This window comes from Spirosoma liriopis (assembly GCF_023196085.1).
Classification (GTDB): domain Bacteria; phylum Bacteroidota; class Bacteroidia; order Cytophagales; family Spirosomataceae; genus Spirosoma; species Spirosoma oryzicola.
The window spans coordinates 24,616-40,211 of record NZ_JALPRF010000001.1 but is presented as its reverse complement, the minus strand read 5'-3'; the positions used below and the strand labels follow the sequence as shown (position 1 = coordinate 40,211).

Annotated in this window: 14 protein-coding genes; 6 read left to right on the top strand and 8 right to left on the bottom strand. The window is 50.3% G+C overall.

All coding sequences use genetic code 11. From position 1 onward, the window contains the following. Positions 1-9: 9 nt before the first annotated feature. Both M0L20_RS00195 and M0L20_RS00190 read right to left on the bottom strand, forming a co-directional pair. Positions 10-732 carry a siderophore-interacting protein gene (locus M0L20_RS00195; RefSeq protein ID WP_248475122.1) on the bottom strand — a complete coding sequence of 241 codons (723 nt, stop codon included), beginning with the start codon at positions 730-732 and terminating at the stop codon, positions 10-12. A 48-nt stretch (positions 733-780) separates the two neighbouring features. Beyond that, a complete protein-coding gene (locus M0L20_RS00190) occupies positions 781-1,668 on the bottom strand; it encodes a helix-turn-helix domain-containing protein (protein WP_248475121.1) in 888 nt (295 codons plus the stop codon). A gap of 206 nt (positions 1,669-1,874) precedes the next feature. Between M0L20_RS00190 and M0L20_RS00185 the strand changes: the two genes are divergently transcribed. Then, positions 1,875-2,276, top strand: a complete 402-nt coding sequence (locus tag M0L20_RS00185; RefSeq protein WP_232558807.1) for a nuclear transport factor 2 family protein — start codon at positions 1,875-1,877, stop codon at positions 2,274-2,276. A gap of 3 nt (positions 2,277-2,279) precedes the next feature. Beyond that, positions 2,280-2,873, top strand: coding sequence for a GNAT family N-acetyltransferase (locus M0L20_RS00180; RefSeq protein WP_248475120.1), 594 nt, complete (start codon positions 2,280-2,282; stop codon positions 2,871-2,873). A 244-nt stretch (positions 2,874-3,117) separates the two neighbouring features. Here M0L20_RS00180 and M0L20_RS00175 read toward each other — a convergent pair whose 3' ends face one another. From M0L20_RS00175 to M0L20_RS00165, 3 genes are all read right to left on the bottom strand, one after another. After that, a complete protein-coding gene (locus M0L20_RS00175) occupies positions 3,118-5,037 on the bottom strand; it encodes a M14 family metallopeptidase (RefSeq protein WP_248475119.1) in 1,920 nt (639 codons plus the stop codon). 240 nt (positions 5,038-5,277) lie between these two features. After that, positions 5,278-8,019, bottom strand: coding sequence for a T9SS type A sorting domain-containing protein (locus M0L20_RS00170; RefSeq protein ID WP_248475118.1), 2,742 nt, complete (start codon positions 8,017-8,019; stop codon positions 5,278-5,280). Positions 8,020-8,607: 588 nt separating this feature from the next. After that, positions 8,608-9,396: a DUF2490 domain-containing protein gene (locus tag M0L20_RS00165; protein ID WP_248475117.1), complete on the bottom strand. Its 789-nt coding sequence runs from the start codon at positions 9,394-9,396 to the stop codon at positions 8,608-8,610. 304 nt (positions 9,397-9,700) lie between these two features. On the opposite strand from M0L20_RS00165, the gene M0L20_RS00160 reads away from it, so the two are divergent. Further along, positions 9,701-10,123, top strand: a complete 423-nt coding sequence (locus tag M0L20_RS00160; RefSeq protein ID WP_232558802.1) for an EamA family transporter — start codon at positions 9,701-9,703, stop codon at positions 10,121-10,123. A 37-nt stretch (positions 10,124-10,160) separates the two neighbouring features. Here M0L20_RS00160 and M0L20_RS00155 read toward each other — a convergent pair whose 3' ends face one another. The 3 genes from M0L20_RS00155 to modA are packed head-to-tail and all read right to left on the bottom strand — an operon-like array spanning position 10,161 to position 12,401. Next, entirely contained in the window at positions 10,161-10,982 is an 822-nt protein-coding gene (locus M0L20_RS00155) for a sulfate/molybdate ABC transporter ATP-binding protein (protein WP_248475116.1), read from the bottom strand. Continuing rightward, a complete protein-coding gene (modB, locus tag M0L20_RS00150; RefSeq protein WP_232558800.1) occupies positions 10,979-11,644 on the bottom strand; it encodes a molybdate ABC transporter permease subunit in 666 nt (221 codons plus the stop codon). The genes M0L20_RS00155 and modB overlap by 4 nt, the downstream gene beginning before the upstream one ends. 13 nt (positions 11,645-11,657) lie before the next feature. Then, positions 11,658-12,401, bottom strand: a complete 744-nt coding sequence (modA, locus tag M0L20_RS00145; RefSeq protein ID WP_248475115.1) for a molybdate ABC transporter substrate-binding protein — start codon at positions 12,399-12,401, stop codon at positions 11,658-11,660. A 264-nt stretch (positions 12,402-12,665) separates the two neighbouring features. Here modA and M0L20_RS00140 point away from each other — a divergent pair, with 264 nt between their 5' ends. From M0L20_RS00140 to M0L20_RS00130, 3 genes are all read left to right on the top strand, one after another. After that, the gene (locus M0L20_RS00140) at positions 12,666-13,652 is read left to right on the top strand and encodes an aldo/keto reductase (protein ID WP_248475114.1); all 987 of its coding nucleotides are present in this window, start codon (positions 12,666-12,668) and stop codon (positions 13,650-13,652) included. A 157-nt stretch (positions 13,653-13,809) separates the two neighbouring features. Beyond that, positions 13,810-14,748: an NADP-dependent oxidoreductase gene (locus M0L20_RS00135; protein WP_248475113.1), complete on the top strand. Its 939-nt coding sequence runs from the start codon at positions 13,810-13,812 to the stop codon at positions 14,746-14,748. A 401-nt stretch (positions 14,749-15,149) separates the two neighbouring features. Then, positions 15,150-15,560: a Dabb family protein gene (locus M0L20_RS00130; RefSeq protein WP_248475112.1), complete on the top strand. Its 411-nt coding sequence runs from the start codon at positions 15,150-15,152 to the stop codon at positions 15,558-15,560. The last annotated feature ends 36 nt before the right edge of the window (positions 15,561-15,596 follow it).

Sequence of the window (15,596 nt, the reverse complement as noted above, 5' to 3'; positions counted from 1 at the left end):
TTTTATGGGTTACGATAAACCTGTTTTTGTTGGATTCCAGAAAGGCTTGGTTTTGATCTGGCGGCTTCCCCAGTGGAGCGAATGTCGAAAATAGCGGTTGAGCGTCGCGCAGAGTCGGCTATCACCACCAACATACAGCATTCCTTTCCCGGTCGCGTTGTTTACCTGACTGGTCAGTTGCTCGATAACCGTTTGGGCTGGATTTTGGGGTTGTTGATAAAATGAAAAAGGCGTACAGCCATCCACATCAGGAAAGAAATCCATATCCTGGTCGGCGTAGATAAAGCTGATGATTTTTTTAGAACCCGACAGGTTTCGGTTGATTTCGTACAGGTGCGCCAATGCCGATGGGTCGCCGACAAACACATAATAATCGCCTGAATCGTCTACGGTGAAATTGCCTCTCGGACCGACGAAGTACAGAAGTTCACCCGGTTGCACCTCCTGAATCCAGCGGCTACCAACGCCCTTCGAATGCGTACAAACGGCAAGATCAATGGTGGCATTGGCCTGATCATACTGCCAAATGGAGTACGTTCGGACCTTATCCATGAGTGAGCTATTCTTGTCGAGCCCAATCAATACCCGCAGGTGTTCGCCCGGTGTGTACGTCAGCGCTTGCAGGGCGCTCCCCTGAATTTTTAGGTGAAAGGTATGATCGGCGATTTGTCTTTTTTCAATGATCGTGGCTTTTTGCCCAACCGCTTTGGTAATCGTATCTAGAAGGCTCATCGTATTTTGCTGATTAGCTACGATGCAAAGAAACGGGGGGCAGGCGGCCTAAAGAATGGCTGAAGGCGGGGTTTTGGTGGACAAATCATGGAATAGCTGCCTGAATTCAATCGGTGTGTGGCCCGTAACCTTGCGAAATAGTCGGGAAAAGTAATGCTGATCGGAAAAGCCCAGGCGGTAAGCGACATCTTTAACCGTTCCCTGCGTATGGTATAAAAGCCGCTTGGCTTCGAGCATCGTTTGGTGCTGAATCCAGTACGACACCGGGAAGCCCGTTTTTTGCTTGATAGTGTCTGTCAGGTGATTGACCGATACATGAAGTGCTTCGGCATAGTGAGCGGGCCGTTTCCAGTCAATGTACTGCTGTTCAACCAACTGGCGAAAAGCGAGGGTGATTTCATCGGCCCTACTCTCTGTATAACCCGACGCCTTATTGACGGATTGGTGAAGGTCGCAAACTGCACTGACAAGCGCGTTCAGCAGGTGTTGCAACGTAATTGATCGGCTATCGGCTGACCAAAACAAGGTGTACAGCAAACGGACGAGTTCGTGAATCGAAGCAAGCTTGTCGGAATTGAGGTCGGGAAGGGGCGATAGCGTCAGTAAGCGGACTGATTGAACCAACTCCGGATCGAGCAGGCCGGGATCAAAAGCGACAAGCCAGCCCTTCGCGGCCTGATGATCGACCAAGCGGTGTACTTGTTCGGGGCGGATCAAACCAAAAGCGGGTGCCTGGAAGTGAAATTCTTCGAAGTCCAGCAAAAATCGTCCGTTTCCACTTTGCAGAATGAACAACAGATACGAATTGTCGCGATGGGCGATATCAATGTCGTGATCGCCCGACTTAATAACCGTCGAATCGACCATTCGAACAAATAATCCCGCTTTTGCTTCTTTTGACAGTTCAAAAACGGGTATGTTATTTTTCTTACTCAAGCGTGAACAAGGGTTAAGCGTCGAGCGCATTCAGGCGTGGTCGAAGATAAGGTATCAAACCGCATCCTGTATCGATGGTCGGCAATTTAGGTGATTCGTAGAAAAAGCTTTCTGTCGCCGGTCAGCGGGCTACTTTGTATCTTTGCTCAACGGTCAACATTCGCTACGGCGGATGAGTTGATAAAAATAGACTTAGATTACTTGCAATGACTGCCTTAGAGATTGTACAAGAGTATTATTCGAGCTTCAACCAGAAAGATTGGAACGGCATGCTAGTGCTGCTGCACCCGGACGTTCGACACGAGCCGAACCAGGGCGAAGCGCGCGTTGGTACCGAAAAATTCACCGAGTTTATGCAAACGATGGACGAGTCGTACGACGAAACGCTGACCGATCTGGTGTTTCTGACGGAGCCGACCGACACGCGCGTAGCGGTGGAGTTTATCGTGAACGGGGTTTATAAGAAAGGTGAAGCGGGTCTACCCGAAGCGCACAATCAAACCTATCGACTGCCTGCCGCGGCATTTCTTGAGGTCAAGGATGAGAAAATTTCGCGGGTAACGACGTACTACAACCTGCCGCTCTGGATCAAGTTGGTATCGGAATAGTCGATGAGTGCACTGTCGTTTACTACCAAAAAAGGAAGCGAAATAGCGTCTGTCTTCGACGAGCTGGCCCGGCTACGTATTGCCGTTTTCCGCGACTTTCCGTACCTATACGAAGGGTCGGTTGCGTACGAAAAAGCGTATCTGAAAACGTATAGCCAGTCGGAGCGGTCGTTTTTGTTTGCGGTGTACAGCGGAGACGAGATGGTTGGTGCCACGACGGCCATTCCGCTGCGTGACGAAACAGACGACATCCGCCGACCGTTTACGCAGACTTCTGCCGATATTGATCGCATCTTTTATTTTGGTGAAAGTATTCTGCTGCCTGCGTTTCGCGGATTGGGGCTAGGGCACCGTTTTTTCGATGAGCGGGAAGCCCACGCCCGTAGTTTCGGTACGTTTAGAACAACCTGCTTCTGCGCGGTCGAGCGCGACGAGAACCACCCCGCCAAACCGCTGGATTACCGACCTAACGACTTGTTCTGGCAGAAGAGAGGCTATGCCAAGCAGGATGCATTGCGAAGTACCCTCGACTGGCCCGATATCGGTGAATCGGTATCGACGCCTAAAACGATGGTCTACTGGATGAGGGATCTGTAGTTTTCTGGGGTGGGTTAGCACAAAAAGAAAAGTGACCAAGTGTGCGGTCATGGTTTTGGCTTCGTTTCTTGTGGTGTCGGTTTCTCAAAACCGACACCAACTGTTGCCAGCAGAAATGTCGGTTTTAAGAAACCGACACCACAAGAGGTTTATGCGGAACTCGTCTTTTTTGTTGACAACCGACACCGCCGTAACACAAAATCAAGAATCTGACCGCACGCTTGTTCGCTATTCGCTTTGTAAATTACTTACCGATGGTAATTTCCTTTTCTGTATAACCACCCCGCGTTGACAGTAATTTAACCTTTGCTTTGATGCTGCCCGGTTGGTTGAGCTTAACCCGGAAGGTCGCTTCTTTTTTCTCGCCAACGTTTGTGTAGCCCGCGTATATCGTTTTGTCAAACAGAGCCGGTTGGGTAATGACGACTTTTGCATCTTTAAAACCTTTCAACAGCTCCTTGTTGATGTCCAGCGTTACCCGGTCTTCGGGAACCATCTTAACCCGCTTGGCCTGCTCTAACGCTACGGGCAACTTACCGGAGTTTATCCAACTCGCTTTTATTTCATATTCATTATCGGCCAGCGGTTTGATAGTTACATCGGTCAAATCAACCTGCGGAAGTTCTTTCGCCATCGCCAGATTGAATTTCGATTGCTTCGAGATCCAGTTTTCTAAAATCCAGGCCGGACCGTTTTGTGAGAAAAACTTAGGGTTAAAGCCGCCAATCTCTACTTCGCCCAATTGGGGATGCGTCATTTTGGTCCACGGCTTGAAGCCACGTTTGCCGTTGGCTTCGTCGTCCCACATCAGCGCGTCGTATTCATCCCGGTCGCCATCGCCGTCGTAATCTTTCATGGCCCCATTGTTCCAAAGCTCATCCCCGTACCAAACGGCACCGTATTGAAAATAGCCGAAATCCGGCCCGTGTCCGAACAGGGGTTGTGGCTTTGACGGGTCGCCGGTCAAGCGATTGATTTTGTTGCGCGTATTATACACATCGTACACATCGCCCGCCCACGGATAGCCCGTAAACGAAAGCCCCAAACTATCCATGTGTTTGTAAATAGCCTCGTCGGCGGGGAACATACTTTCGGCGCTGGCCGATGTGGAGGGGGGGCGTAGGTGCATCGGAACGCTCGTGTCCATCGAGTTGACCACCGTGATGTTGGGGTGACCCATCAGCCAGACGTACGTAGCCCGCGTTTCGGGTTCGCTGAGCGGGTATTCACTGGCACCGCCCTGCGTGTAACCCCGCCCGGTAAAGTCGCCACCCTGATCGGGTCGCCAGTTTTCGGGGTAGTTGCGGTGGTTGTCCAGGCCACCAATACCATCTTCGTTGTACTTGCCATCACCGTCGTTGTCAATGCCTTCGGTGTATACGAGGTGCGTGCCCTGGCCAGCCTGTACCCGCTTCATCAACCGGCCTGATTTGTCTTTTGGGTCGATGACATAATCCGCCTTTTCCAGGTCCGCCTTCGTTGTTGCCTTTTTCCGGATCTGGTAAATGATCCCGTCGCCATCGAGATCATCTTCAGAATCCTCATCCAGCAGTCCATCCCGGTCATTGTCGTTCGGGCGCAGGCTGCTGCGGTTGCGTTGCGCCGTGTACAGGTACATCGTTGCGCCGTCAGGATTGTTTTCGGGACGCAGGTAAATGGTTTTGGTATCCAGCAGTTTCGTGATGGACGCGTCTTTACCGTAGTTGTCCAGCAAGTGTTTGGCAAGCCAGAGGACGGCTTCACTACTGGTGACTTCGCCACTGTGCCGTCCGCCTTCAAAGTAAGCCGCTGGTTTGTCGGTGTGTTTACCCGTTTTCTTGTTGGTCAGTGTCAGTTGTAAAATAGGCCGCCCTTCGTAGCTTTTTGCCACTTCGTACAAATCTACCAGGTTAGGGTATTGTTCGGCCCATTTGCGGCACCAGCCGTACATGACGTCGGGGGTGTGGTAGGTATCGAAGGTAAGCGTCGATCCCATTTGGTATTGCACGTCCTTGAACGTATGCTTCTTGAAATAACTGATGCCGTGCCGTTCGCCTTTCACAGTGTACACCTTTCGGGCGGTGTCCTGTTCGGGCCATTTTTCTTCGGTACCGTAATACGATCGCTGGGCAAATGCACTAGAGAGGAGAGACAGAGTTAAAAGAACTGTACAATACGTTTTCATGGATGGGTAACGGAGAATGAAGAGGAGCTTTTTTGACTGTTAGTAGTGCCCACTTATTGGACAAGCAATTTATAGAATATTCTATTTTAAGTCCTATTCATAGCTATTATATTTGATGTTTAGATAAAATTTCAAAATAAAATTACACTGTATAGTCTAAAATGTACATAAAAAAGGCTCCCCTAGTTGTGTTAGGGGAGCCTTTTTTCTTAATGAACTCTATCTTGCCGAAGGCGTGGCTTAGTTGCCCATACCGACGAGAAAACGTCTGGATGCTGAGTAGTTAATGGCGTTGATTTGCATAATGTACATGCCCGGAGCCAATTTTTGCAGATCGATGGATTTACGATCTTCGATACTCGGTAGGAAAATCGTTTCAACCTCCCGGCCCGATACGGTAAAGATGCGGATTGTGGCGTTGGCCAGGTTATTCAGCGTTTCGAGCGTAATGATTTTGTCCGGGCTAGGATTCGGATAGATACTTAATCCCTGGTTTGAATCATCAACTACGAAGTTTAGCCGGGCGGATGGATCAGAAAAACAAGTCAGCGTTGGGCTGTAGCGAATAAACGCCTGGGCCGCGTACGAACCGGATCGACCGGCCTTGATTATCGCTGTTTGAACGGCCAGCGTATCGGTGTTGATGTACCAGCGGTAAAAATCGCCTGAAAGGGAGCCCATCGCTTCGAGCGTATAGGTACCAATCTGCGTAACGGAAGGAACGCTCGGCAGTGGTTTTACATCAACGGCAATCGCCGTGGCTAACGGCGAAAAGCAGCCGTTGTTATCCCGAACCCGCGCCGAATAAGAACCCGACTGACGCACCTGGATGGTTTGTACGGAATCGCCGGTGCTCCACAAAGGGCGTAAATTGCTGGTTGCTGTAAGTGCTACCTGGTTACCATCACAAAAGGTTGTCGGCCCGTTTGCTGTCAGTGTTGGCGAATTTGGCAGCGGGTTTACCCGGATCGTGATGGCGTTGGACGGAGCCGAAAAGCAACTAAACTGATTTTGTGTCCGCACCGTGTACACACCGGACTGGTTGATGGTCACGGCTCGCGAAGTTGCTCCGTTCGTCCATTGATAGGCCGTGTTTTCGGTCGAAGTCAGGGTTACGCGCTGGTCGGCGCAGAAGGTCGTGTTTCCACTGGCCGCAATAACTGGAGTTGCTGGCAAAGGATTTACAACGACAGCAATTGACTGCGATTGGGGCGATGTACAGCCGTTCTGGTCCGTGGCAGTCACGGTATAGGCTCCCGCTGTCTGTACCGTAATGTTGCGGTCGGTCTGGCCCGAGTTCCACCGATACCGATAACCCGCAACCTCGTTGGCGCTCAGCGTGGTGTTGCCACCCTGACAAAAGGTTGTCGTTTGCTGAGCCGTAACCGTCGGAATAGCGGGTAATGGATTTACCCGGACCGAGGTCGTTCCCGAAACAAACGTACAGCCGCTTACATCCCGGTATTGAACCGAATAATCGCCGGAGGAATTGACAGACAACTGTTGCGACGTATTGTTATTATTCCATTGGATATTGTTGTCGTAATCAGTCCGTAACGTCACGCTGTTTCCGGCGCAAAACGTGGTCGGACCCGAAGCCTGAATGGATGGAGCAGAAGCCACGCGCACAACGGGTGAGAACAGTACATTACCGGCCGCGTCTTTCACCTTCGCCCGGTACTGCCCAGCCCCTTTGGTAATGCGTTGGCCGCCTTCACCCGTGTTCCAGGTTACCGACGAGAACGAGCCATTCACGGCAATCGACAGTTGATTGGTACCGGCGCACGATACCGTAACCGTCGGGGCAGGGGTTGGAGAAATCGGCTGGGCATTCGCGAAAAATCCGTCGTTGAGGCTGTTGTTCCAGACGTTAGCTACCTCGTAGAGTCCGTTGACATCGAAGTGTACATCGTCGAAGATCGTCCGGGGCGGGCGCTGACGGGGAATCTGAATGTTGTCGGTCTCTGGTCCCGGAAACACGTTACTTACCGAACTAATAATCTGGTTTTGAGCAGCAAGTATCTGAGGACGGGCTCCCCGTGAATCGCCTGAATACGACACGCGGGCAACGACCCAGGCTATATTTTTGTTGGCGTCCTGCCGACTGCGATTGATAACGTACTGTAAATGGTTGTAATAGCTTCCCTGACTCGTATTGTCGAAATTTTCGGCTTCGCCCTGCTGCCACAAAATAGCCCTGACACCCAGCATATTGATGTAAAACTGCAAGGCGATCCGTAGGTTGGCATAAGGCTGACCGTCGGCATAGTACAAACCCTGCGAGTAAATACTTTCCGTACGGCCATTTTCCGCACTTTCGCGCCAGTTCTTAACGGCTGTGCCAATGTAACCAGCGTTGAAAAACATGATCGGTACGTTCAGTCGTTGGGCCAGCATATCACCGACCCGACCCCAGCACCAGCTGCCTACTCCGCGTGGCGTAATTCGACCACCCTGATTGACGTGAGAGAATAAATTCAGCACATCCATAGGCGGGTCGTTCTGCGACTCCGAAGGATCAAAATAATTGACGCAGTTGATGCGGTCGTCACTGGCGCTGGGCATATCGTCGTACACACCCTGACCATTCGACTGACCCGCGATCACGAATACTTCGCCGGCACCCACCCGTTCAACGATAGTGCTACCGCCCACCTGTTGATCACCGTTCATGCCCCGTACTTCCAGGTTGTACCAGCCTCCTTTTACGGTCAGATCACCGGCGTAATTACCGCCAGTCGGATTATTCTGAATTGTGACCCAGTCGGTTGAGGTGCCTTGTCCGTCACGTGCCTGAACGCGGGCATCAATTCGGGTTACGGGCGTCGTAAAATAGCCGTTTACACGAATAGTGGCTTCATTATTTGTGTTACGCTGAAAAACGGCTCGGCTAACCGGAAACGAAACTTGGATTTGAGCGCTTGTCTGAAAAGAATAGAACCCCATCAAAAAGAACCAACACGAAACGAAAACGCTTTTCATAAACTTTGTAAAAGTACAGACTGGATAGTAATATGGTTAGAGGTTAGTATCACAGTTTATAAGGTAGCATATGAACGGGAGCAGGATCTGCGAGCGCTTCCCGCAGGCGACGCTGCCTCAAAACGACGCACCCCGTAGGTCGTTGTTTTAGGCCTGCTTCGATTGAACGTCGTGAATGCGAATGCTGGTATAAACAAAGGATAAATACAGACTTCTGCGAGACAATCTCAGATTGATGGACACAATAATCTGTTCTACCGTTTAACCACACTCGAAAAAAAGAATAAATAAATTTCGCTGGTGTACCTGGCAGGCTCTGGAATAGTCGCCGTACAACGGAACGGGGAAATGTGCGCTTAGTGATGAGCGCAGAGTGGGGATAGGAAACGAAATCGGAAAAAGAAGAAATCATAAATCCTGTAACTACAGAATAGGGTGTAGAATACAGGCACCGTCATTCCAGTGCTGCCCTGTTCAGAGAAGACACCTTTTCTCATAGTATATAGCAAAACTAAAACCCATTAACTAATAACCCAAACGGTAGAATGGGACAGGGCGCTTTTTTACGAATACCTTACTGTACGGTAATCAGTCGGGTTGTGAAGGGAGCTTTTCTGCGTGGCCGCTACGGCGGGAAATACGGTAAGTTAACCCGATAACCAGGTTGTTTTTACCAGAAGCCGCTTGGGGAGTAAATACGCCCTGCTCAAATGTAGCGGGGCTATAATTGGTCTGATTCACCCAACCCGTCTGGATAATCCAGTTTTTGGTTAGCTGGTAGCCGATGCCCGCGTATAGACGGTTGCGTTCGAAGGTTGGGCCAACGGGGTTAAGAAACACTTCGTCGTACAGTGATAGAAAGATCGTCTTCTCGGTGATGGTTCGTTTGTTTAGGGGAACGAACGCATTCAATCGATAACGAATGCGGTTTCGAAACATCTGACTACCTTCTCTATACGTAAACCAACGCTGCTCAATGCGGTACCGATGTTCAAATTTTATTCGCGACAAATACTGGTTAATAATGAGCTGTTGCCATAGCCGCTTTTCGGTATTGAGCGGTCCGGTAGACAGATCTTTGAAATCGTAGGTACCATACTGACCACCCGCTAGCATCAGGGTAAAATTACGGTCGAGGTCGTAACTGATACCACCCTTCAACTCGTAATAAAAAAACTGCTGCATCACTGCGTTGCTTCGGGTCTGTATTTCGGCAAAACCGCCCCATTTTTTTTCATTGCCCGGCAGCTGAACGGTACCAATAAGCCATGATCCCCAGGGTGTTGCGGGTGTTAATGCGGTTTGGGCAAAGGTGCAGTTGAAAGTATACGAAAACAGGCTGGCTGTCAGAAGGAAAGCGAATCGAAAGCGGTTCACAAGTGCAGGTTCATTACAACGCTGTAAAAATAGTCTGTGTTAAGAGATTATAATTTGACTCAGGTCAATCATAACGATTTAGTAATTTATAACTAGCGTTGTTAACATTTGCATAACATTAAGCGAGCGTTTCAGTCTCTTCCCGGTGGTCAGAGCTGCACTTGGTATATTGCCGTTTCCGGGTGGTTGATCGAGCGTCCGGGCATAGTAGCTTGCTGCAATGCGCATAGCTAAATAACAGGGAACTGTAACCTTTAAATGAGACAGTTAGTTGATCAATAAACGCTTCGCTATTCCTTAACTCATGTGGATTCTTTTTTCGCTTTTGGCCGCGGTGGCAACGGCTATCGTGGTAACACTGTCGAAGGCCGGTATTAAAAACGTCGATTCTAGTCTGGCGTTTGCCATTCAATCGGTTCTTATTTTGATTGTATCCTGGGGTGTTGTCATCAGTCAGGGAACGCTGTCTGATGTGGCACGTATCGAGCGACGCGTCTGGATTTATTTGATTCTGGCGGGCATCGTCACGTGCGTTTCTTCGCTGCTGTCGTTTCGGGCGCTCAAAATAGGTGACGCGTCCCGTGTGGCGTCGCTGGACAAAGTGTCGTTGGTTTTTTCAATTATACTGGCCGTTGTTTTCCTCAAAGAAAAAGTCAACTGGCAGGTTATTGCCGGGGCTGCACTGATGGCTATCGGTGCGGTTGTCATTGCGATGGCGCGTGAATAAAATAACCGACACGAGCCATACTGTCGATTACATACCTTTAGGAGGTTGCGATCCGAATGGAGTCATTCACCTGTAGCTTCCCCCAAGCCGAATTGGTGGATCGTAGCAGCAGCGTGTCGGTCTGAACAACCCACTCCTGACTGGTTTCATCGAAGTAAATGTGCCGGATTGGTTCGGACGCTGCTGTAATGCTTACATCTGTTCTCTCATTGACTCGGTCGCTTTGAATACGTCCCTGCGTCAGCCGAATAACCCGGTCGGCTAGTACCTGAACATCGGTTTCGTGGTGGCTAACCAACAAGGTTGTTGTACCCCAGGATTGATGCAGTTTTAAAAGCAGCTGACGGAGCTGCCCGCCAGAGTCCGGATCGAGAGCCGCAAAAGGTTCATCCAGCAACAGTACTGTTGGCCGACGTACCAATGCGCGAGCCAACGCCACCCGCTGTCGTTGCCCACCCGACAAGGCCGATGGTTTCTGGCCGATAAACGTAGCGAGTCCCGTTTCCTGGATCAGTTGATCGACCAATTCAGGATGACCAGCGGGCGCGGCAAACTGGATGTTCTCGCGTACGGTCATATTCGGGAACAAGGCCGTATCCTGAAAAACATAGCCTATTGACCGCTGTTGGGGCGGTAAATTGATGCGCCGGGCGGTATCGAGCCAGCGTACGCCGTTGATCTCAATACAGCCACGGCTTGGCTTTTCCAATCCGGCCAGCAGTCGCAGTAAGGTCGTCTTCCCGGAACCCGAAGGGCCTACGAGCGCTGTCAGGCTACCCACCGCCAGGTCGAATTGCACATCAAGCTCGGTAACGCCTTCGGCAAACAGGCGCGGCATACAGACATCCAGCGTAATCATATCGTTACCCGTTTGTTAATCGCGTACACCAGCAATAAAATCAGAAACGAGAGGCCCAACAGCAGCGCTGCGTAGACGTGCGCTGATTCAAAATGCAACAGTTCCACTTCGTCGTAAATGGCGATGGAGGCTACGCGGGTTTGTCCTGGCAGGTTTCCGCCAATCATAAGGACTAATCCAAACTCACCAATCGTATGGGCAAACGACAGCACAATGCCCGTCAGCAGAGCCGGTTTGCAATTGGGCAACAAGACGTGCCATAACGTTCGAACGGGAGACTGACCCAGCGTGTAGGCCGCTTCGCGCCAGGAAATGGGCAAATTTTCGAGGCCCGCCTGAATGGGATGAACCATAAACGGCAAACTGTACAATAGCGACGCCAGGACCAGCCCCTCGAACGAAAAGACTAGTTGAAGATTGAGCGTACGAAGCAACCAGGCCCCCAGCCAACTGTTCGGACTAAAAGCCAGCAGCAAGTAAAAGCCGACAACCGAAGGGGGAAGTACCAGCGGCAGACTGATAACGGTTTCGACCAACGGTTTCAATCGAAACCGGCTAAGCGCCAGCCACCCGGCCAGCGGGACACCGATGAGCAGCAGGATAAAGGTGGTGATACTGGCAAGTCGTAACGTGAGCCAGATAGGGTCCCAGTCAATGGGCATGAGCTACGTCTTTTTAATTCTTGGGCAATCGGTAACCAAACTGTTGTAAAATGCGCCGGGCGGTCTGGCTCCGTAAAAACTGAACAAACTGCCCGGCGGCCTTGCCCTGTGTTGTTCGTTTGAGTACCACAACGCCCTGAGCAATGGGCGAATAGTGGTCCGTGGAGAGTTCGATCCAGTGCCCTTTCTGTTGCAGGCTAGGGTCAAGGACAACGGATTTTGCCGTAAAACCCATTTCTGCCGAACCGGATAGGACATATTGATTTACCTGCGCAATGCTTTCGCCATAGACGCATTTGGCCTTTACCTGATCCGTCAACTGGGCGTGTTTCAATACGCTTTCGGCGGCTTCGCCATACGGTGCTTTTGCCGGATTCGCTATGGCGATGTGGCGCACCGCCGGATTTTTCAGCACCGTAAGGTCTTGAGACAAGGGCAAATCGCCCACCGTCCAGAGCACAAGCGTACCGTAGGCATAAATAGCGGGCGCAGCCTGGGTCAAGCCTTGTTTATAAAGCGCCTGCGGGTAATCCATATCGGCAGACAGAAATACGTCGTAGGGAGCGCCCTGCTGAATCTGCGTGGTAAGTTTACCCGAGGAACTAACAATCGATTCCACAGTGACGCCGGTTTGCTTCTGAAAAGCGGTTCGCAACTGTTCCATAACAAACTGCGCGTTGGCCGCCACCGCCACACGCAGGGCCTGGGACTGTGCGCAAGCGGGCCAGAAAAGAAGCAGGAAAATAAGGTTTTTCATTAAACGCAAACGTTGTGGTTGGGCAAATATAACGGCCAGCGTTGAATTTTGCTTTCGTTATCAGGACGATGGCGTATCCAGGCTGTGAGCCTTCGTGGTTTGCGTTGTTTTTCGACGGCTGGATAAAGTCAGAGGCAAGGTATTGATATAGACGTTGTCTGACTCCCTGATCTTGAACAACGGGCATCTTACAAAGGTTAAGCCTTCTTCAATCCAGGCAGGTGAACGGAATGTTCGTGAGAACATAAAAACAGAAACAAGCTTATGAAATACAGATTATTAGGTAATACAGATGTGCAGTTGTCGGCCATTGGACTGGGATGCATGGGGATGAGCCATGCGTACGGTCAGCCCGATGACGATGAGTCGATAGCAACGCTTCACAGAGCCATTGAACTGGGCATTAACTTCTGGGATACGGCCGATATTTACGGAAGCGGCAAAAATGAATCGTTGATTTCGCAGGTGTTGAAGTCAAACCGGGATAAGATTTTTATTGCGACGAAATTTGGGTTTGTTCCTCAGACGGATGGCAATTTATCGGCTTTCGATGGGTCGCCCGCTTACCTCAAAAAAGCGGTTGAAGCGAGCCTGAAACGGTTACAGATCGATGTTATTGATTTGTACTATGCTCACCGCGTCGATCCGAACGTGCCGATTGAAGAAACCGTCGGGGCGATGGCTGATCTGGTGAAAGAAGGCAAAGTCAAATACCTGGGTTTGTCAGAAGCGTCGGCCAATTCGATTCGAAAAGCCCATGCCGTCCATCCGATTTCGGCGTTACAAAGCGAATACTCCCTGTTGACCCGCGATGTGGAGTCAGCCATTTTACCCCTTACCAAAGAGCTGAACATTTCGTTCGTACCATTCAGTCCACTGGCCAGAGGACTGGTGACCAACACACTGAACGTAGCCGAGTTGAAAGAAGGAGATTTCCGGAAAACATTACCCAGGTATCAGGCTGAACATGCCGACAATAACCAGCATTTAGCCGCTGGCTTTGCGGATATTGCCCAGCATATCGGCTGCACGCCCGCTCAACTGGCGCTCGCCTGGGTGCTGCATCAGGGTGATAACATTATCCCTATCCCCGGCACCAAAAAGCGGAAGTATCTGGAAGAGAATGCGGGGAGTGTCGATGTCCAGCTGTCAGACCAGCAAGTACAGGCTATTGAAGACCTGTTGCACAAATATCCGGACACCGGAGATCGCTACAACGCGAATAACTACAAGCTGGTGGATCGAAGTTAACGAGAAAGGACGCTCAACAAAGGCGTCCTTTTCCATAAAGGCCATTTGTCGCGCTAAATTTCCTGTCAGTAGTCTGGTTCTACCGAAATAGCGAAGAAATGTACAGAGCGACGGGAAAGCCAGCGTATACTTTTGTGCCAATCAAACAGACTTACGCATGAAAGCGATTATTTTAACTGATTTCGGTAGTGTTGACAATCTTGTCGTTACCAATGTGAATACGCCCGCTGTTTCCGACAATGAAGTACTGATCCAGGTCAAGGCCATCAGCGTCAACCCCATAGATGTAAAAACGCGCTCCGGGAAAGGAGTGTCCAGCCTGTTCAACGATCAAAATCCAATTATCCTGGGTTGGGATGTTTCAGGTATCGTTGTGGAGTCGAAATCACCGTTGTTCAAAGCGGGCGATGATGTGTTTGGTATGGTCAACTTTCCGGGATTCGGCAAAGCGTACGCTCAGTATGTAGCTGCGCCGGCGAGTCACCTGGCTCTGAAGCCTGGATCAATCTCCCACGCTGAAGCAGCCGCTGCTTCGTTGGCTGCTCTGACGGCTTTTCAGGCTGTTGTTTCACACGCCAACGTGCAGGCCGGTCAACGGGTGCTCATTCATGCCGCTGCGGGTGGGGTAGGGCACTTTGCGGTACAAATCGCCAAAGAGTTAGGCGCTTACGTAATTGGAACCTCGTCGGCAGCCAACAAAGACTTTGTTTTATCGCTCGGAGCCGACGAACATATTGATTACAAGACGCAAACGATAGCAGGAGCCACCCAGGCTATTGACTTCGTACTGGATACAATCGGGAACGAAAACATCGACCATTCGCTCGACGTGATGAAACCGGGGGCGACGATTATTAGTATTCCGTCGGGGAAGAACGAAGCGGTGAAAGAAAAAGCGGAGGCTAAAGGAATGATTGGCTATCCGATACGCGTGCAGTCAAACGGCGAGGATATGAACCAACTGGCAAACCTTCTTGAGCAGGGTAAAATCAGATCCCACATTTCGCAGACCTTTGATTTTGACGAGATGAGGCAAGCGCATATACAGATAGAAAGCGGAAAAACGCGGGGCAAAATCGCCGTTCTGGTTCCCTGAAATAGTAATCTGAAGTTTTGGCTCTTTGACCAGTCCCAAACAAGTAGCCGTAGCTCACTTATGGTGGTGGTGTCGGCGGGGCCGCCCCGCCGACACCACCATAAGGCTAACATCTTCATCTTTTAACTGATTTGTAACCATTCCTGTCTGCCAAAAGTCAAGCATATAAACACAGATCAGCGTACAATTGAAAACGGAGCCTATATATTTAGTGGGCTTTATCTAACGTGTGACTCCGTTTCAGCTTGGTAAAATTTGCAGGAATAACGCGTAGAATGAAAAAATCTGTAAGGGATTTCCCTCATTAGTGTACACTTGAAGTTGCAAAGCGGCTAACTGTTGTTCATTTTTGCTTTTGTAAGCGGGTACATGCCGCTTCGCTGAACAAACCTAAATCGTTTATGAACGAGCAATCGCGCAGAGCATTTGTGAAAAGTGGCGTTGCCGCCGGGCTAGGGGCTGCACTTCCCGCAACGGGCATGGCTGAAATGGCCCCGAAAGAACTGTTTACCCACCACGTTTTCTTTTATCTGAAAAATCCGGGCAGTGAGTCCGACAAAGCGAAGTTGCTGGAAGGATTAAACAAGCTGGCTAAATGTCCGACAATCAAGATGGTTCATATTGGAACGCCAGCCAAGACTAACCGTGAGGTTATTCAGCGGGACTATACCTATTCGTGGCTGTGCTTTTTCGACAGCCCTGCCGATGAAGAAAGTTACCAGAAACATCCGATTCACGACGACTTCAGAAACAACTATGCGTCGTTGTGGGAGAAAGTTGTTATCTACGATTCGGTTGGACCAAAACGATAAACGCTAGCTCGACTGATGACGGTTGCTATTGATATT

What these genes read in the sequence shown, in the direction of transcription:
- M0L20_RS00195 (WP_248475122.1), bottom strand. Translation starts at nt 732, where the DNA reads ATGAGCCTTCTAGATACGATTACCAAAGCGGTTGGGCAAAAAGCCACG.
- M0L20_RS00185 (WP_232558807.1), top strand. Translation starts at nt 1,875, where the DNA reads ATGACTGCCTTAGAGATTGTACAAGAGTATTATTCGAGCTTCAACCAG.
- M0L20_RS00180 (WP_248475120.1), top strand. Translation starts at nt 2,280, where the DNA reads ATGAGTGCACTGTCGTTTACTACCAAAAAAGGAAGCGAAATAGCGTCT.
- M0L20_RS00175 (WP_248475119.1), bottom strand. Translation starts at nt 5,037, where the DNA reads ATGAAAACGTATTGTACAGTTCTTTTAACTCTGTCTCTCCTCTCTAGT.
- M0L20_RS00170 (WP_248475118.1), bottom strand. Translation starts at nt 8,019, where the DNA reads ATGAAAAGCGTTTTCGTTTCGTGTTGGTTCTTTTTGATGGGGTTCTAT.
- M0L20_RS00160 (WP_232558802.1), top strand. Translation starts at nt 9,701, where the DNA reads ATGTGGATTCTTTTTTCGCTTTTGGCCGCGGTGGCAACGGCTATCGTG.
- M0L20_RS00155 (WP_248475116.1), bottom strand. Translation starts at nt 10,982, where the DNA reads ATGATTACGCTGGATGTCTGTATGCCGCGCCTGTTTGCCGAAGGCGTT.
- modB (WP_232558800.1), bottom strand. Translation starts at nt 11,644, where the DNA reads ATGCCCATTGACTGGGACCCTATCTGGCTCACGTTACGACTTGCCAGT.
- modA (WP_248475115.1), bottom strand. Translation starts at nt 12,401, where the DNA reads ATGAAAAACCTTATTTTCCTGCTTCTTTTCTGGCCCGCTTGCGCACAG.
- M0L20_RS00140 (WP_248475114.1), top strand. Translation starts at nt 12,666, where the DNA reads ATGAAATACAGATTATTAGGTAATACAGATGTGCAGTTGTCGGCCATT.
- M0L20_RS00135 (WP_248475113.1), top strand. Translation starts at nt 13,810, where the DNA reads ATGAAAGCGATTATTTTAACTGATTTCGGTAGTGTTGACAATCTTGTC.
- M0L20_RS00130 (WP_248475112.1), top strand. Translation starts at nt 15,150, where the DNA reads ATGAACGAGCAATCGCGCAGAGCATTTGTGAAAAGTGGCGTTGCCGCC.